General features: G+C 53.3%; 14 protein-coding genes and 1 tRNA gene. 10 read left to right on the top strand and 5 right to left on the bottom strand.

The genetic code is table 11. The features are described 5' to 3' along the window. Nucleotides 1-131 precede the first annotated feature (131 nt). Entirely contained in the window at nucleotides 132-821 is a 690-nt protein-coding gene (locus tag P9H32_RS02465; protein ID WP_322607276.1) for an HAD family hydrolase, read from the bottom strand. A 297-nt stretch (nucleotides 822-1118) separates the two neighbouring features. Between P9H32_RS02465 and carA the strand changes: the two genes are divergently transcribed. From carA to carB, 4 genes are read left to right on the top strand one after another with little or no spacing between them, the layout of a single operon-like run. Further along, on the top strand, nucleotides 1119-2216 hold the full coding sequence (gene carA / locus P9H32_RS02460) for a glutamine-hydrolyzing carbamoyl-phosphate synthase small subunit (protein WP_322607275.1): 1098 nt from the start codon (nucleotides 1119-1121) through the stop codon (nucleotides 2214-2216). Continuing rightward, nucleotides 2216-3763, top strand: coding sequence for a glutamine-hydrolyzing GMP synthase (gene guaA, locus P9H32_RS02455; protein WP_322607274.1), 1548 nt, complete (start codon nucleotides 2216-2218; stop codon nucleotides 3761-3763). The genes carA and guaA overlap by 1 nt, the downstream gene beginning before the upstream one ends. Nucleotides 3764-3806: 43 nt before the next feature. Next, on the top strand, nucleotides 3807-4184 hold the full coding sequence (locus tag P9H32_RS02450) for a GxxExxY protein (RefSeq protein ID WP_322607273.1): 378 nt from the start codon (nucleotides 3807-3809) through the stop codon (nucleotides 4182-4184). Between the two features lie 53 nt (nucleotides 4185-4237). Next, a complete protein-coding gene (carB, locus tag P9H32_RS02445) occupies nucleotides 4238-7447 on the top strand; it encodes a carbamoyl-phosphate synthase large subunit (protein ID WP_322607272.1) in 3210 nt (1069 codons plus the stop codon). 168 nt (nucleotides 7448-7615) lie between these two features. Here carB and waaF read toward each other — a convergent pair whose 3' ends face one another. Continuing rightward, nucleotides 7616-8581 carry a lipopolysaccharide heptosyltransferase II gene (waaF, locus tag P9H32_RS02440; protein ID WP_322607271.1) on the bottom strand — a complete coding sequence of 322 codons (966 nt, stop codon included), beginning with the start codon at nucleotides 8579-8581 and terminating at the stop codon, nucleotides 7616-7618. Next, nucleotides 8581-9762, bottom strand: coding sequence for a tetraacyldisaccharide 4'-kinase (lpxK, locus tag P9H32_RS02435; protein ID WP_322607270.1), 1182 nt, complete (start codon nucleotides 9760-9762; stop codon nucleotides 8581-8583). The genes waaF and lpxK overlap by 1 nt, the downstream gene beginning before the upstream one ends. Before the next feature lie 137 nt (nucleotides 9763-9899). Between lpxK and P9H32_RS02430 the strand changes: the two genes are divergently transcribed. Further along, nucleotides 9900-11210 (top strand): DNA polymerase Y family protein, encoded by a 1311-nt coding sequence (locus P9H32_RS02430; RefSeq protein WP_322607269.1) that lies wholly within the window; start codon nucleotides 9900-9902, stop codon nucleotides 11208-11210. A gap of 58 nt (nucleotides 11211-11268) precedes the next feature. Here the strand turns inward: P9H32_RS02430 and metK are convergent, their stop codons facing one another. Beyond that, a complete protein-coding gene (metK, locus tag P9H32_RS02425; protein WP_322607268.1) occupies nucleotides 11269-12456 on the bottom strand; it encodes a methionine adenosyltransferase in 1188 nt (395 codons plus the stop codon). Between the two features lie 164 nt (nucleotides 12457-12620). Between metK and P9H32_RS02420 the strand changes: the two genes are divergently transcribed. From P9H32_RS02420 to P9H32_RS02405, 4 genes are all read left to right on the top strand, one after another. Continuing rightward, nucleotides 12621-13505: an HAD family hydrolase gene (locus P9H32_RS02420; protein WP_322607267.1), complete on the top strand. Its 885-nt coding sequence runs from the start codon at nucleotides 12621-12623 to the stop codon at nucleotides 13503-13505. Next, the gene (gene larB / locus P9H32_RS02415; RefSeq protein ID WP_322607266.1) at nucleotides 13496-14242 is read left to right on the top strand and encodes a nickel pincer cofactor biosynthesis protein LarB; all 747 of its coding nucleotides are present in this window, start codon (nucleotides 13496-13498) and stop codon (nucleotides 14240-14242) included. The genes P9H32_RS02420 and larB overlap by 10 nt, the downstream gene beginning before the upstream one ends. Before the next feature lie 66 nt (nucleotides 14243-14308). Continuing rightward, nucleotides 14309-14875 carry an elongation factor P-like protein EfpL gene (gene efpL / locus P9H32_RS02410; protein WP_322607265.1) on the top strand — a complete coding sequence of 189 codons (567 nt, stop codon included), beginning with the start codon at nucleotides 14309-14311 and terminating at the stop codon, nucleotides 14873-14875. An 83-nt stretch (nucleotides 14876-14958) separates the two neighbouring features. Continuing rightward, nucleotides 14959-15933: a tRNA dihydrouridine synthase gene (locus P9H32_RS02405; RefSeq protein WP_322607264.1), complete on the top strand. Its 975-nt coding sequence runs from the start codon at nucleotides 14959-14961 to the stop codon at nucleotides 15931-15933. A 43-nt stretch (nucleotides 15934-15976) separates the two neighbouring features. Here P9H32_RS02405 and P9H32_RS02400 read toward each other — a convergent pair. Further along, a tRNA-Tyr gene (locus P9H32_RS02400) sits at nucleotides 15977-16061 on the bottom strand. Nucleotides 16062-16150: 89 nt separating this feature from the next. Here P9H32_RS02400 and P9H32_RS02395 point away from each other — a divergent pair. Next, nucleotides 16151-17086 carry a 1-phosphofructokinase family hexose kinase gene (locus P9H32_RS02395; protein ID WP_322607263.1) on the top strand — a complete coding sequence of 312 codons (936 nt, stop codon included), beginning with the start codon at nucleotides 16151-16153 and terminating at the stop codon, nucleotides 17084-17086. The last annotated feature ends 35 nt before the right edge of the window (nucleotides 17087-17121 follow it).

Genomic DNA, 17121 nt, shown 5'->3' with positions numbered 1-17121 from the left:
GAGCCCGTGCGTCTGCCCCTGCCGAGCGCAGGATGAACGCTCATCCCCAAGTGTATGCGCCCGGCAGAGTGCACACAAAAAAAAGCCGACCCAAAACGAGTCGGCTTTTCCAAAATTTGGAAGATTATGAATTACATCCGCAACGTCAGATCAAGCATCACATCCGGTTTTTCATCGGCCAGCGTATCGAGCACCATTTTCGCTCCGCTGAAATCCTGATAGGAAGTGAATTCATCCGGCACCGCAATGCATGCTGCACCGGCGGTAAGTGCACCTTTGCAAGCCACCTGTGAAGAGACCACAGCAACCAACGTGCTGTTTTCCTTGCCGCACTGCTTCAGCATTTTCAACCAGTCGTCAGCACGCGGGAAGGAATCTTTAATCTCTTCCGGGATGAGCAGTTCAACCCCCATTTCATCCAGACCAAGTTTAGCCATCAGCGCTTTGGCGTCGGATTCAGGCAACGCACTAAAGGCCACCACCGGAATACCGCGGGCCATGGTTGCTTTAATCAGCTTTTCAAGTCCGGCATCCAGCTCCGCTTCGTTCGCACAGAATGCGGACACTTTTTTATCCACTTCAGCAACAGCCTTTTCAATGGCATCGGCTTTTTTACCGGCCTGCAACAACACTGCTGTAATCGCCGGACGGTGCAGCGGGGACATCCCCGAACGGGCAAAAGCAATCGGTGAAAGCTCAACACCTTTGGTTCCGACCGCACTCTTGATCGATTCAAATTCAACCTTGCGCGTGGCGGTGGCTACATATTCCAGCTCGAAAATAAGGGCGTGGGTCGTGCTGGCTGCTTTTTCTTCGCTCATGAAAGAAACTCCGTTTCGTTTTTAATTATCCGTTTGTGGGTTGCGGCATTACGGCTGTGTAACCAACGAACCGACAACCGGCTCCTCCAATGGAGCTTTTTTTAAAAAATGAGCGCGTAGTGTATGGAGCTTCACCGTTGGCGTCAACTCCCTATTTTCGGGCCCAAAACCCCCGATCCGGAGCAACCTGAACATTTCCCTCATAATAAGGGTTGCATGCCGCGCACCGGACATGGATGATATGCCGAATTTTGGAAAAACAAGCTCTCTAAAAGGCGGAATTTCACAGGAAAAACCATGAAAAAAGCGATTATTGCACTCGAGGACGGCACGTGTTTTGAAGGCCGCGCATTTGCCGGTTCCGGCGAATTTTACGGGGAACTGGTCTTCAATACCTCCATGACCGGCTATCAGGAAATCCTGACAGACCCCTCCTATCATGGACAGATTGTCACCATGACCTACCCGCTGATCGGCAACTATGGCATTAACGAGGAAGATGTGGAGTCCCGCGGCATTTTCGCGCAAGGCCTGATCGTCAGCGAATGCTCCCGCATCCACTCCAACTGGCGTGCCAGTAAATCGCTCGCGAAATATCTCGAGGAAAACGGAAAAATCGGCATCGATGATGTCGATACCCGCGCCATCACCTTGCACATCCGCGATAAAGGTGCCATGAAGTGCGTCGTTTCCACCGAAAACGTTGACCACGACAGCCTCGTTCAGAAAGCCAAAGATTCCGTCGGCCTCATCGGGCGCGACCTGGCTTCTGAGGTCTCGATCGATTCAGCCTATGTCTGGCCCGAAGGCGGCAAACCTGACGCCGCCTTTAAAGTCGCCGTCATCGACTGCGGCATTAAACTCAACCAGTTGCGTATTCTGGAACAGCTCGGCTGCGAATGCACCGTCTATCCGAATACAACCAAAGCGGAAGACATTCTGGCCGCCAACCCGGACGGCATCTTTGTCTCCAACGGCCCCGGTGATCCGGCCGGTGCTCCCGAAACCACCGAACTGGTCGGCAAGCTGATCGAATCCAAGGTGCCCATGTTCGGAATCTGCTTCGGTCACCAAATGCTCGGTCGCGCCCTCGGAGCCGACACCTTTAAACTCAAATTCGGACACCGCGGCGGAAACCAGCCGATTCAGGACCTGCGCACCACCAAAGTGGAAATCGCCTCCCACAACCACGGCTTCTGCATTGATGCCGACACCGTAAATCCGGAAGTGGCCGAAATCACCCACCTGAACCTGAACGACAACACCGTCGCCGGCCTGAAGCACAAACTGCAGCCGCTCTTCTGTGTCCAGTACCACCCGGAAGCCGCTCCCGGCCCGCACGACCCGTTCTACCTCTTCGAGGAATTCATCGAATTAATGAAGGAAAATAAATAATGAATCATCCCGAATGGATCGCCATCCTCGACTACGGCTCCCAGGTCACCCAGCTGATTGCCCGCCGCCTCCGCGAGCAAAAGGTTTACTGTGAAATTATCCGCTTTGACACTCCTGCCGACGAACTCAAAAAACGCAGCCCCAAAGGCATTATCCTCTCCGGCGGCCCCTGCAGCGTGCCGGATGAAGACTCGCCGAAATGCGATCCGGCAATTTTTGACCTCGGGCTTCCAATCCTTGGAATCTGCTACGGCATGCAGCTCACCGCTCTGACGCTCGGCGGTTCGGTCCATCGCGGCACCAAAGCCGAATACGGCAAGGCCATGATGAGCATCACCAAAGACTCCCCGCTCTTTAAAGGGCTTTCACCGGACGTACAGGTCTGGATGAGTCACGGCGATAAAGTTGAATCCATGCCCAAAGGCTTCGAAGTCGTGGCCCAATCTGACAACTGCCCGCTGGCCGCTATCCAGAATCTCGACCGGAATATCTTCGGCGTACAGTTCCACCCGGAAGTAGTCCACACCCCGCAGGGCAAAGAGATGCTCTGGAACTTTGCATTCAAAGTCTGCCAATGCTCCGGCGACTGGGAAATGTCCAAATTTATCGAAAACACGGTTAAAAACATTCAGAATCAGGTCGGTGATGACCATGTTCTGCTCGGCCTCTCCGGCGGAGTCGACTCCTCCGTCGTTGCCGCGCTGCTCCACAAAGCCATCGGCGATCAGCTGCACTGCGTTTATGTCGACAACGGCCTGATGCGCCACAAGGAAACGGAAGAGATTGAAGAACTCTTCGGCAATGCGTTCGGCATCGACCTGACTGTGGCCCACGCAGGCGATCTGTTCCTCGGCAAACTTGAAGGAATTTCCGATCCGGAAGAAAAACGGAAAATCATCGGCAACACCTTCATCGATGTATTTGCCGAAAAAGCACGCGGTCTGAGCGATAAAGTAAAATTCCTCGGTCAGGGCACACTCTACCCCGACGTCATCGAATCCGTCTCTCCAATCGGCGGCCCGTCGGCCACCATTAAGAGTCACCACAACGTCGGCGGTCTTCCGGAAGACCTTCAGTTTGAACTCGTCGAACCGCTGCGCGAGCTCTTTAAAGACGAAGTCCGCGAAGTCGGCCGGGAACTCGGGCTGCCGAGCTATGTGGTAGACCGCCAGCCCTTCCCGGGCCCGGGCCTTGCCGTGCGCATTATCGGTGACATCACGCCGGAACGCATTGACGTACTCCAGCAGGCCGACCTGCGCGTCCGCGAAGAAATCATGAAAATGCCGAATCACCTCGATGTCTGGCAATACTTCGCCGTGTTGCTCCCGATCCAGTCCGTCGGCGTCATGGGCGATGACCGCACCTATGAAAACGTCGTGGCGGTCCGTGCGGTTGAAAGCCGCGACGGCATGACGGCCGACTGGTACAAACTGCCATACGACGTAATGGATTCCATTTCCAACCGAATCATCAACGAAGTGCGCGGCGTGAACCGGGTCTGCTACGACATCAGCTCCAAGCCGCCGTCCACCATTGAATGGGAATAGATTAAACGCAAAGGTGCAAAAGAACACAAAGGTTCGCAGAGAAATGACCGAGAACGAATTATCCAAGGAAATTATAGGCGCTGCCATTGAAGTACATCGCCACCTTGGTCCCGGTCTTCTCGAAAGCGCCTATGAAGAAGCTCTTTGTTGCGAATTGGATTTGCGGGAAATAAAATACGAACGCCAAAAACGTCAGGAACTGAAGTATAAAGGCAAACAACTTAAAACCGATTACCGAATTGATTTGCTTGTTGAGAATAAAGTGATCGTTGAGAACAAAGCTAAGGAAGAAGTTACCCCCAGAGACAGGGCTCAAACCTTGACCTATCTCCGCCTGGGCAATTTCAAATTGGCGCTTATAATCAATTATCATGAATCAATGCTAAAAGACGGAATCAGCCGAATAGTAAACAACTTATAGATTAACTTTGCGAAACTCGGCGCGCTTTGCGCCTTTGCGTTAAGGACAGTATTATGCCTAAGAGAGAAGACATCCACCACATTCTGATTATCGGCTCCGGCCCCATCGTCATCGGCCAGGCGTGTGAATTTGACTATTCCGGAACCCAGGCGTGTAAAGCACTGCGGGAGGAGGGATATACCATTTCCCTGATTAACTCCAATCCGGCAACCATTATGACCGACCCGGCGACGGCGGACCGGACCTACATCGAACCGATCACTCCGGAAGCGATCGAAAAAATCATTATCAAAGAAAAGCCGGATGCCATTCTTCCAACCCTTGGAGGACAGACCGCACTCAACGCCGCCATGGAGCTCGTGGAACAGGGGATTCTGGAAAAGTACGGCGTGGAAATGATCGGCGCCAAATACGATGCCATCATGCGCGGTGAAGAGCGCGACCTCTTTAAACAGGCTATGGCCGAAGTCGGCATCGAAACCCTGCGCAGCTACGAAGTTCACGACCTTGAAGAAGCCAAAAGAATCGCAACCGAAGAACTTGATTTTCCGATCATTGTCCGCCCCTCCTTCACGCTGGGCGGAACCGGCGGCGGTTTTGCCAACGATATGGAAGAACTGCTGGCCATTGCTGAAGGCGGACTTAAAGCGTCACTGACGACAGAAGTGCTGCTGGAAGAATCCGTACTCGGGTGGAAAGAGTACGAGATGGAAGTGATGCGCGATAATAAAGACAACTGCGTCATCATCTGTGCCATCGAAAATATGGACCCGATGGGCATTCATACCGGCGACTCAATCACCGTGGCCCCGGCCCAGACCCTCACCGACCGTGAATATCAGATGATGCGCGATGCTTCGCTGGCTGTTCTGCGCGTGGTCGGTGTTGAAACCGGCGGCTCCAACGTTCAGTTCTGCATCCATCCGGAAACCGGACGCCTGGCGGTCATTGAAATGAATCCGCGCGTATCGCGCTCATCCGCACTCGCCTCCAAAGCCACCGGCTTCCCGATTGCCAAACTGGCGGCCAAACTGGCCTGCGGATACACCCTCGACGAACTGCCGAACGATATCACCAAAGAAACGCCGGCCTGCTTCGAACCTTCCATCGACTATGTCGTAACCAAGATTCCGCGCTTCACTTTTGAAAAATTCCCTGCAGCAAACCCGAAACTCGGTCCAAGCATGAAGTCCGTGGGCGAAACCATGGCAATCGGCCGGAACTTCAAAGAATCACTGCAGAAAGCCTTCCGTTCATTGGAAATCGGCGTAGACGGGCTCGACCTAAAAGCCGAAGCCAAGATTGATCAGGACCGTCTCGACGATTATCTCAACACCACCTGCACGGAGCGCACAATTGCCATCAAATCCGGTCTGAAAAAAGGATACACGATTGAAAAAATCCAGGAGATGACCCATCTCGATCCCTGGTTCATCGACCAGATCCTCCAGCTCGTGGAAATTGAAAAACAATTGATGGATGCAGCCGAACTGGATTTTGATCTGCTGAAATATGCCAAGAAAAACGGATTTTCCGACGAACAGATCGGTGCCCTGCGCGGCGTTTCAGGCAATAAAATCCGTGCCCTGCGGAAAGAGCTGGGCCTGATTCCGGTGTACAGTCTGGTGGATACCTGCGCCGGTGAATTCGCGGCGTCTACCCCCTATTTCTATTCCACCTACGGCGGCCAGCTGGATGAAACCCGAAAAACCGATAAGAAGAGCGTCATTGTTCTGGGCTCCGGCCCGAACCGGATCGGCCAGGGGATTGAGTTCGACTACTCCTGCGTTCACACCGTGAAGGCCCTGCGGGAAATGGGCTATGAAGCCATCATGGTCAACTCCAACCCGGAAACGGTTTCGACCGACTATGATACCTCCGACAAACTCTATTTCGAACCGCTCACCTTCGAAGATGTGATGAACATCTACGAAGCCGAAAAACCGATGGGTATGATTGTTCAGATGGGCGGACAGACCCCACTCAATCTTGCCGACCGCCTGCTGGAAGCCGGTGTTCCGATCCTGGGAACTTCACCGAAATCCATTGCGGCCGCCGAAGATCGCGAACAGTTCCGTCAGCTGCTGGACAAGCTTGAGCTTAAACAGCCGGAATCGGCCACAGCCGTCACCCTGGAAGAAGCTGAAGTGATTGCTGAAAAAATCGGGTTCCCGGTTATGATTCGCCCCTCTTTCGTACTGGGCGGACGCGCCATGATGGTGGCCTATGAAGAAGAGGAACTTGAACCGTTCGTGAACGCCGCCTTCGCAGCCAGCCCGGATCATCCGGTCCTGATCGACCGCTTCCTCGAACATGCCATCGAAGTGGATGTTGATCTGGTTTGCGACGGCACCGACGTCTATGTCGGCGGTGTAATGGAACACGTTGAGGAAGCCGGCATTCACTCCGGCGACTCCGCCTGCTCGATTCCGCCCTATACCCTCTCCGACGAAATGGTGGCGCGCATTAAGGAAGCCTGCACCGCCATGGCGATGGAGATCGGCGTGAAAGGCCTGATGAATGCGCAGATCGCAGTGAAAGACAACGAGTTCTACATCATCGAAGTCAATCCGCGCGCATCCCGTACCGTTCCGTATGTCTCTAAAGCCACCAATGTTCCGATGGCCAATCTCGCCACACAAATCGCCATGGGAAAAACGCTGAAGGAACTCGGCATGGTTGGTTTTGAGCCCAAGATGGAATGGTATGCCGTGAAAGAAGCCGTATTCCCGTTCAATCGGTTTGCCGGCGTCGATCCGATTCTCGGCCCGGAAATGAAATCCACCGGGGAAGTGATGGGCATTGATTCCAATTTCGAACTGGCTTTCTGGAAAGCCGAAGTGGCCGCCGGACAGGTGCTGCCCGCTGAAGGGGCCGTTTTCCTGAGTGCCAAGGATCGCGATAAAGACTGGATTGTTGCCGTGGGCCGCGAATTTTCAGCTCTCGGATTCAGCCTTGTGGCCACCGAGGGCACCGCCCAGGCCCTTCACAATGCCGGTCTGGAAGTCAAGTTGACCCATAAACTCAGCGAAGACGGAAAAAATGTCATCGATCTGATGAAAGAAAACGGTGTGCAGCTTCTGATCAATACACCCAGCGGACCGGTTGCCCGGGTGGATGAAATCAATATTCGTTCCGAAGCCATTCTGCGCGGACTGCCGATTGTCACCACCCGCTCCGGCGCGGAAGCCTCGGTGAAAGCGATTAAATACATCAAGGAAAACGACTGGGACGTTCGGTCCATTCAGGATTTCCACATCTAACCGCATAATCCCAATTCAGAAAGCATGCCCCGGTTTCCGGGGCATTTTTTTGAACACCCATAAGGCGGCCGGGTCAAATCATACGAATTAGAAATCGCCGGTAAGGTTTTCTTTCTCCTTTTCCTTCCGGCAAATGAAGAAAGCGGTCGTACCAGCGGCCGCTTTTTTTTATACCATCAGTTCCGCAGCAGATCTCATAACCTGCTCCGGCGTGATGGATTCAAGCGTTTTTACCGCCTCATCGGAATTCCGCGCAATATCGCGGGATTTGATAGTGCTGTTCTGAATCACCCTGAATTTCCGGGCCAAAGGCCCCGTTTTTTCCGGATCGGTAAGGCCATAAATACCCACCACCGGAGTCCCTACTGCACCGGCAAGATGCATCCCTCCGCTGTCGTTGGCCACGGCGAGTTTTGCATTTTTCAGCAGGGCCGCCCATTCTTTCAAGCTGGTTCTGCCCGCCACACTTTCCGTACGACCGCCGAGTTTTTCCGCCAGTTCCTCACAGGCCGGTGCATCTCCGGAACCTCCGGCAAAAACCAATCGCAGATCGGTCTGGTCCAGTAACATCCGAGAGAGCTGCTCAAAGTGACCTAACGGCCACATCTTAGAAGCCCCTCGCGCCGCACCCGGCATTAGAACCACATAGCGCTCAAGATTCGGAAATTTGCGTTCCAGGGTTTGGAACGCCTCATCGGGAACATTCAGTTCCGGAAGCTCTTTAACCAAATCGACCGATTTCGGAGCAACGATGGGGAAATATTCATTCGACTGATGCCCTCCGGCCACCGGCACCACATCCGTCAGCATCAACCGGCGATGATCTCCCCGGAAACCGATCCGTTGCTGAACTCCGGCCAGCATTGGAATAAGAGCCGACCGGAATGAATTCGGGAGAATAAAGGCCTTTTCAAAGCCGTAGTCGCGAATTTCCCGGATTGCCCCGCCCATAGAGTCCAAAGTCAATATCCGGTCGGGAGCGGCATGCATTTCCCAGAACGGTTTAAGATAGGGTTTCACCAGAATACCAATGTGAGCATCGGGGTTTTCATGTCGGCAAGCCTGAATGGCCGGCATACTCATGACCGCATCACCAATCCAGTTGAGCCCCATAATAAGAATACGTTCAGCCATTAATCATCCCGCGGAGTTTTAAAACAGATACGCATAATCCAATCCATGAACTCCTCTTCGCCGGAAAGCATCTCGATTTCGACACGCATGTAATGAATCGGAATATCCCGCCGCTCGACAAACGGAAAACGTACGGCATCTTTCTCGGTCGTAAGAATCGCCTGAGCCCCCCGTTTTGCACTCCAGTTGATGGTATTGATAATCTCCTGCTGCGAAAACCGGTGATGGTCGGCAAAACGGCGGACATAGACGATTTCCGCCCCGAAGGCCTCCAGCGCGCTTTCAAAACTCTCCGGCACCGCAATGGCCGAAACCGCCGCCACTTTGAGCCCCTTCAATTTTTCCAGCGGATAGGTGGTATCCCCAAATACATCTTTAAGATATTTCGCCGCATGCCGGCATTCTGAAATTTCCGCAACAGGGTTCAGCCGGCGCAACTGTTCTTTGAGTTCCGGAGCCCCGTCCTCTTTACATTTGGTAATGAAAATAAAACCCGCACGTTTGATATTCCGCATGGGTTCGCGGAGCAGGCCGCGCGGCAGAAGATGGCCGTAGCCAAATGGATTGGTGCTGTCGACCAGCGCAATATCCAGCCGATGTCCGACCTTCAGATACTGAAAACCATCATCAAGAATCAGCGTATCGCACCCCAGCTCGCGGATGGCATATTTTCCGGCTTTAACACGGTCTTTATCCACCACCACCGCGACCTCCGGCAAATTGGTGGCCAGCATGTACGGCTCATCCCCGGCCGTCCAGGAATCGAGCAGCAGGCGCTTACCGTCGGAAACAACCCGCGGCGGCGTTTCAATTCTTCCGGTTGTGATCCGCTGGATCATCTTATCCTTGAACGAGGCTTCCTTACTTTTATAGCCGCGGCTCAGAATCGCCACTTTTCGACCCTGCTGTTGCAAATTGCGCGCAAAAACCTCCACCACCGGCGTTTTTCCGGTTCCGCCCACGGTCAGATTGCCCACAGAAATCACTTGGCAGCCCAGTGTATTCCCCCGAATGATGCGGTGCTTATACAGCTGAATCCGCGTTTGAACAATTAAGGTAAACAACCATGAAAATATCGCCATAATGACCCGAAGAACCGAGGGCCATTTCCCCTCGGCCGAGCCATCGATCACCGACAGGAGATACGTTTCGAGCTGTTCAGATTTTCGCTTATGCGCCATGAAAAAAAATACAGGTTAATAATCAGCGGCCACTATACCCCCACCGTCTTTTACTTCAAGGCAGTACATTAAAAACCGCAACAGCGCTTGTTTATGTACGAATGTTCAGTTTAAATTCCAAGCACTGGAACACAAAAATGAACTCCGAAAATCCTCTTTTAAACTGCTCTTTTCCACAAGCTCTGGTTCATGTGGATGCCGATGCCTTTTTCACTTCGGTGGAACAGGCTATGCACCCCCACCTGAAAGGCCGGCCGGTTGTCACCGGTAAAGAACGCGGCATTATCGCCTGCGCCAGCTACGAAGCCAAGGCCTTGGGCATACGCCGAGGAATCAGTCTGGGAGAAGCCCGTAAAATCTGTCCCGATCTCATTGTGCTGCCGAGCGACTATGAGAGCTACAGCATCTATTCGAAACGAATTTTTGAAATCATGCGGCGCTTTACCCCGGAAGTTGAAGAATATTCCATCGACGAAGCCTTTGCCGATCTCACCGGATTACGCCGCTATCACCGGATGTCCTACCCCGAAATCGCCCGGAAAATACAGAAGAGTATTGAGGCGGAGCTGGACCTCGGCGTTTCGGTCGGCCTCAGTTTATCCAAAGGACTCTGCAAAATCGCCTCGGATTACAAAAAACCGAAGGGCCTTACCGTAGTGCAGGGGCGGCACATCCATCTCTTTCTCAAACGCATTCCTCTGGAAGAGGTATGGGGATTCGGCCGGAATACCGTGCAGTTGCTACGAAAATACGGCCTGCAAACCGCCTTCGACTTTGTACAACAGCCGGAAAAATGGGCCAAAAAGATGCTGGGGAAACCCGGTCTGGAAATATGGCACGAACTGCGCGGCGTCAACCTGCTTCCGGTAACCTCCTCCCCCAAACCGGCCAATATAAGTATCGGAAAAGGAAAAACCTTCACCGCTCCATCAGCTGACCAGGCGTTCATTTATGCCAAACTCGTGCGTAACGTGGAATCGGCATTGATCCGGCTGCGCCGCCACAAACAGCGAACCAAAGAAATACACATTGCCCTCCGTCTGAAAAATTTTCATGAATTCGGCCTCGGCGCCCAGCTTAACCGGGCAACCGATTCCACCCAGGAAATCCTGCCGGTGGTGAAACAGCTTTTCGAAAAAATCTACCGTCCCGGCTTTGAATACCGAACCACCCAAATCTGGCTGTCCCGTCTCGAATCAGCCAACAGCACCCAGTTTGACCTGTTTGAAAACCGGATCGAAATCGACCGATATGAAAGGCTGACTAAAACCATCGATGAAATAAACGCACGCTTCGGAAAACATAAGGTACACACCGGCACCGCCTTAAAACTCAACGACGCGCCGCAAAACAGCCGCGCCGAGCTCCCTTGGCGGAAAATGAACCTGCTGCCCGGCGAAACCGCGCGCCAGCGCCTCTATCTGCCATTGCTTAACATCAAGGTTTAGCAACAGAAAACGCGCACCCGAAACGGGCACGCGTTGGGTACAGCATCTGGAAATCCGCTTAAATATTCAGCGCTTTTTTCAGCGCATCCACCTTGTCGGTTTTCTCCCAGGGGAACTGGTTGCGTCCGAAATGCCCATAAGCCGCCGACTCACGATAGCTCCAGCCCTTCGGATGTACCAGATCCAGATCTGCAATCAGTGCGCTCGGGCGGAAATCAAAAATATCACCGCTTTTGAGCACCGCTTCAATTTTATGATCATCCACCTTGCCGGTTCCATAAGTATCCACATTGATACTCAGCGGTTCCGGAACCCCGATGGCATAAGCCACCTGAATTTCACACTTTTCAGCCAGCCCCGCCGCCACAATATTTTTCGCGGCGTAGCGGGAATAATAGGCCGCGGAACGGTCCACTTTTGAGGGATCTTTACCGGAGAAAGCCCCGCCGCCGTGACTGCCGACCCCGCCATAGGTATCCACAATAATTTTACGTCCGGTCAGTCCGGCATCCCCGTGCGGGCCGCCGATTACAAATTTACCGGTCGGATTAATGAAATATTCCGTATCTTCTTTAAGCAGGCCCGTCGGCTCCAGCACGGCTTTACAGACCTTGATCAAATCTTCGCGGATCGTTTCCAGCGGCACATCATCGGTCTGGTGCGAAATCACCACCGTTTCAATGGAAACCGGCTTTCCTCCTTTATACTGAACCGAAACCTGCGATTTGGAATCGGGACGCAGATAGGAAAGGGTTCCGGCCTTGCGGATTTTCTGCAATTCGTCGAGCAGACGATGACTGAACGCAATCGGTGCGGGCATCAGCTCATCTGTTTCGTTACAGGCATAACCGAACATCATACCCTGATCCCCCGCTCCCTGTTCGGCAAAAAGGCCTTCGCCTTCCGTAACCCCCTGGGAAATATCGGGAGACTGACCGTGCAGCCGGTTGATGTATTCAAACGTTTTATCGCAAAATTCAAGCTCCTCGCGGTCGTAGCCGATCTCGCGGCACACTTCGCGGGCAATGGCTTCCGGATCAACCTGATCCCAGCCGGAACACGTAATTTCGCCGGCATTCACCACCAGATTTGTGGTGGTAAGGGTTTCGCAGGCCACGCGGCTTTTAGGATCCTGCGCAAGACAGGCATCAAGAATGGCATCGGAAATCTGGTCACACACCTTATCCGGATGTCCTTCGGAAACGGACTCGGACGTAAAAACGTGATCTACGCGGATTTTACTCATGTTCTAAACCTCTATTCGTTTATTCGGATTTATGAATATAGTTGCGCAATTTAGCGGAGCCCGGCCGTCGGATCGATATAATTTTGCAGGAAATCGCCTTTTGCGGCAGAAAGCTTGATCCCCGCCTGTTCCCCACCTACTCTTTCTCTTCACTGGAAAAAACTATGCGCGAATTCACTAAAGACGATCTCATCAATTTTCTTCCACAGTTCGAAACCTTTGTCGGAATCGACTCCGATGGATGCGTATTCGACACCATGGATACCAAGCAGAAGGATTTCTTCCACCCGCACATTATCCGGATCTGGGGCCTTGAAGCCATCGAGACCGAAGTGCGTGCTGCGGCGGAATTCACCTATCTTTACTCCTGCTACCGCGGGTTGAACCGATTCCTCGGTCTATGTAAAACGTTCGAACTGCTGCTCGACTGGCCGCAGGCCCGGGAAAAAGCCGCCATTCCTGATCCCGCCGATCTGCGGGCCTACTGCGACTCCGGCCTCCCGCTCAGCAATGCCACCTGTAAAGTAGAAGCCGAACGCACCGGCAGTGAACTGCTCGATCAGGCACACCGCTGGAGCGTTGAACTGAACGAAGATATCGATGCCAACATGCCTGATCCGCCGGCCTTTCCCGGTGCGGAAGATGCGCTCAAACAAATTCAGAAGAATTCCGATGCCGTGGTGATGTCTCAGACCCAGGCCGTTGCGCTCCTCAAAGACTGGTACCGCGACAACCTGGCCCGATATGTCAGCGTCATCGCCGGACCCGAAATCGGATCCAAAGTGGACTGCTTTTCCATGGCCGCCACGGAGCGTTATCCCGGCCATACCATCCTCATGATCGGCGACGCCACCGGCGACCTCGCCACCGCCCTGAACATTGGATGCAACTTTTATCCGATCATCCCCGGGCAGGAAATCGAAAGCTGGAAGCGCTTTATCAACGAAGCCTACGCCCGCTTCCTCGACGGCGGATTTTCCGACCACTATCAAAAACAGCTTATTCACGAATTCAATGCCAAACTCCCGGAAACACCGCCATGGAAATAGATAAACTCGAAGCCCTGCTCTCCCGATTTAAAAACGACGACTCCGATATGGAGGCTACACTCGCCGCACTGAAAGACCTTCCGTTCGAAGATATGGGTTTTGCCAAAATCGACCACCACCGCGCGCTCCGCACCGGCTACCCGGAGGTGGTGTTCTGCCAGGGAAAAACCCACGAGCAGGTGGAACAGATTTTCCAGGCTCTGGAAAAACGAAATGACCATATTCTGCTGACCCGTGCCGAACCGGAATTGTTCCAACGATTGGAAAAAATCAATTCGCGTCTACGTTACAACGAACTCGGACGAACCATCGTTCTGGAAAACACAGAAAAAGAAAAAACCGGCAGCGTACTGATTATTTCCGCCGGAACCGCGGACATCCCGGTGGCGGAAGAAGCCTATGAAACCGCTTCCATTTCCGGAGCCCGCGCGGAACGGATCTACGACGCCGGCGTGGCCGGCATTCACCGCCTGCTGGCCCACAACGAAAAAATCCAGCAGGCCCGCGCTATCGTCTGCGTGGCCGGCATGGAAGGCGCGCTGCCCTCCGTTGTCGGCGGTCTCGCCCCCTGCCCGGTCATTGCCGTCCCCACCTCCGTCGGCTACGGCTCGCACCTCAATGGCCTCGCACCGCTCTTCACCATGCTGAATTCCTGCGCCCCCAACATCACCGTCGTCAACATCGATAACGGTTTCGGAGCCGGCTTTAATGCCGCTCTGGTGAATGCCTTGAAATAGCGATCTGTCTTGATTGTTGCTCCCGGTTTGGAGATATTGCGCCTTTTCTAAAATAAGGAGCAATTTATGATTAAGGCCTGTGACCTCAAGAAACAACACGTAATCGACATCGACGGCGCGCCGCATACCGTCGAAAATATCAGCCAGCAGTCGCCCACCGCCCGCGGCGGCGGCACCATTTATAAAGTCCGGTTCCGCAACGTCTCCACCAAAAACAAGGTCGACATGACCTACCGCGCCGACGATGCTCTGCAGGAAACCTCGTTCGAAACCCAGGAAGTTTCCTACGACTATAAAAACGGCGACCGCTACGCCTTCATGGACCTGGAAACCTATGAATCCTTCGAACTGACTGAAGAGGATATTGAAGACATTCTTCCCTTCCTCATTGAAGGCATGGAAGGCATCACCGCCCTCGTTTCCGAGGGCCGTATTCTGACCCTGCGCATGCCCGACACCATCGAAATGGAAATTGTCGAATGCCCGCCGGCCATGAAAGGCGCGTCGGCCACATCACGCACCAAACCCGCCACCATGCCGACCGGCCTCATCATCCAGGTTCCGGAATATATCGAACCAGGCGAAGTCATCAAAATCGACACCAAAGAACGCAAGTTCCTCTCCCGTGCTTAATATATAATTCACTACAGAGCGCACAGCGGATAACGAGAAAACCGCTGTGCGCTTTGTATCTTCAAGCCAGTGGATGATAAAAAATGCCCTCTTCCAGCCCCACTCTAATTCTGGCCCCCATGCGCGGCATCACCACCATGCACTACCGCCGCGCCTTTGTCCGCCATTTCCAGGGACTGGATATCGAGATGGCCCCGTTCATCCCGACGGTCAGCGCCGAACGCATCAATCCGAAACTGCTCAAAGACGTTCTTCCCGAAAACCAGTCCGGACTGCCCATGATCCCCCAGGTCATTGGCAACAACGCCGACGATTTTGTGCAGATGAATATCGCTCTGGCCGACCTCGGCTACACCGAGGTCAACTGGAATTTGGGTTGCCCCCATAAACCCATCCGCAAAAAACGCCGCGGCTCCGGCCTGCTGCCGTTTCCCGATACCGTCGATCAAATCCTCAACGAAGTCTGCGAACGCAGCCCCGTCAAAATATCCGTAAAAGTCCGGCTCGGGGTTTCCGACAAATCGGAACTCATAAAACTGATCCCCGTACTCAATCAATTTCCGCTCAGCGAAGTCATTATTCATCCCCGAACGGCCGAACAGATGTATGAGGGACACGTCGACCTCAACGCCTTCGACGAAGCCTTCCAGGCTCTGGAACACACCGTCTGCTACAACGGCGACATCAACGATCCTGCATTCTTCCAGACCCTGGAAAAGCGTTTTCCGACAATTCAACGTTTCATGCTCGGCCGCGGACTGCTCGCCAATCCCTTCCTTTGCGAACAGATTAAACAGAGCTCCATTTCACACATTGCAATGTATGAAAAACCGATTCCCCGCATCCGCGCTTTTCACGATGACCTTGTGGACCAATACGAAGCCGTCCTCCACGGCGATCACCCTGTGCTCGGGAAAATGAAAGAATTCTGGACCTATCAGGCCACCCACCTCTCCAATGGCCGAAAAATGTTCAAGAAACTCAAAAAGGCCCAGAAGCTCAGTACCTATAAAGCCATCGTTGCCGAATTCCTTGCCGATGCTGAATGGCAGGCTTAACGAAAAAAGGCCGGTTTTCGTTTAGAAAACCGGCCTTTTAAGATGGTGGTGGGAGATGGATTCGAACCATCGAACTCTAAGAGGGCAGATTTACAGTCTGCTGCGTTTGACCGCTTCGCTATCCCACCGTTTCCCCGAAAGGAGCGAATAACATACCCGAATTTTTTGCATTGTCTACTGTGATTTTAAGAAAAAGTTCGGTTATTGTTTCCGACTTATGAGCTCATCATCAAAACCCATTATCTGTTGCGGATTTACGCCAGCGATCCAGCGAATCATTACGTTAAAAAAAATTAAAAAAGGAGCCGTCAACCGTGCCGAATCGGTAACGATCGGCATCGGCGGCAAAGGAGCCAATGTGGCTCGGATGATCCATCAGCTCAACGGCAGGGCCGAGCTGATCGAATTTTCGGGCGGAAAAAACGGGCGCTTGCTTGAACAGCTTCTGAATGCCGAGGGCATCGGCTACCGCCATATTGAAGTCGATGGAGAAACGCGGATTTGCCAGACGCTGGTGGAATCCGGCAACCCCGACACGACAGAACTGGTGGAAGAAATGCCCCCGATCACTTCCAATGACTGGAAAAAGGCGTTGTTGCTTTTCCAGACACTGGAACATTCCGGGAGCTGGACAGCCCTCTCCGGAAAACTTCCGGCCGGAGCTCCGACGGACGGATATGCCGAGATCTGCCGTATTGCAAAAGAAGCCGGCGGAAAACTGATTGTCGACACGCAGGGCGAACCGCTGATGCATACGCTGCAGCACCATCCCGATCTGGTTAAAATCAACAGCCGCGAACTGGCTGACGCCACAGGAACCGATGAAATATCCGCCGGTTGCCGGAAATTGATCGAGCGCGGTGCCCAGGCCGTTTTTATCACCCGGGGCAGGCGGCCGTCGTTGTATGTTGATGCGCTCCGATCCCTGGAGATTGATCCTCCGGAAATTCAGGCGGTGAATCCGACAGGAAGCGGCGATGCAGTAACGGCGGGACTTACACTGGCCTTAAACTCGGGCAGTTCCCTGAAAGAGGCCCTTGTGCAAGGCACAGCATGCGGTGCAGCCAATGCACTGAACCTGTTGTCAGGACACCTTATCCCTAAAGACATTGAACGTCTGAAAACCAAAGTCCGTGTAAAAAGGATAACATAGACAACGCTCCCGGCTTCGCCATGCAGCCCGCCAGA

The organism is Pontiella agarivorans, from assembly GCF_034531395.1.
In the GTDB taxonomy this organism is placed as follows: domain Bacteria; phylum Verrucomicrobiota; class Kiritimatiellia; order Kiritimatiellales; family Pontiellaceae; genus Pontiella; species Pontiella agarivorans.
The sequence above is the reverse complement of the archived record's forward strand: the minus strand, read 5'-3'. Positions and strand labels throughout refer to the sequence as shown.

What these genes read in the sequence shown, in the direction of transcription:
- P9H32_RS02420 (WP_322607267.1), top strand. Translation starts at nt 12,621, where the DNA reads ATGCGCGAATTCACTAAAGACGATCTCATCAATTTTCTTCCACAGTTC.
- larB (WP_322607266.1), top strand. Translation starts at nt 13,496, where the DNA reads ATGGAAATAGATAAACTCGAAGCCCTGCTCTCCCGATTTAAAAACGAC.
- P9H32_RS02465 (WP_322607276.1), bottom strand. Translation starts at nt 821, where the DNA reads ATGAGCGAAGAAAAAGCAGCCAGCACGACCCACGCCCTTATTTTCGAG.
- metK (WP_322607268.1), bottom strand. Translation starts at nt 12,456, where the DNA reads ATGAGTAAAATCCGCGTAGATCACGTTTTTACGTCCGAGTCCGTTTCC.
- waaF (WP_322607271.1), bottom strand. Translation starts at nt 8,581, where the DNA reads ATGGCTGAACGTATTCTTATTATGGGGCTCAACTGGATTGGTGATGCG.
- P9H32_RS02450 (WP_322607273.1), top strand. Translation starts at nt 3,807, where the DNA reads ATGACCGAGAACGAATTATCCAAGGAAATTATAGGCGCTGCCATTGAA.
- carB (WP_322607272.1), top strand. Translation starts at nt 4,238, where the DNA reads ATGCCTAAGAGAGAAGACATCCACCACATTCTGATTATCGGCTCCGGC.
- P9H32_RS02430 (WP_322607269.1), top strand. Translation starts at nt 9,900, where the DNA reads ATGAACTCCGAAAATCCTCTTTTAAACTGCTCTTTTCCACAAGCTCTG.
- lpxK (WP_322607270.1), bottom strand. Translation starts at nt 9,762, where the DNA reads ATGGCGCATAAGCGAAAATCTGAACAGCTCGAAACGTATCTCCTGTCG.
- P9H32_RS02405 (WP_322607264.1), top strand. Translation starts at nt 14,959, where the DNA reads ATGCCCTCTTCCAGCCCCACTCTAATTCTGGCCCCCATGCGCGGCATC.
- carA (WP_322607275.1), top strand. Translation starts at nt 1,119, where the DNA reads ATGAAAAAAGCGATTATTGCACTCGAGGACGGCACGTGTTTTGAAGGC.
- efpL (WP_322607265.1), top strand. Translation starts at nt 14,309, where the DNA reads ATGATTAAGGCCTGTGACCTCAAGAAACAACACGTAATCGACATCGAC.
- guaA (WP_322607274.1), top strand. Translation starts at nt 2,216, where the DNA reads ATGAATCATCCCGAATGGATCGCCATCCTCGACTACGGCTCCCAGGTC.
- P9H32_RS02395 (WP_322607263.1), top strand. Translation starts at nt 16,151, where the DNA reads ATGAGCTCATCATCAAAACCCATTATCTGTTGCGGATTTACGCCAGCG.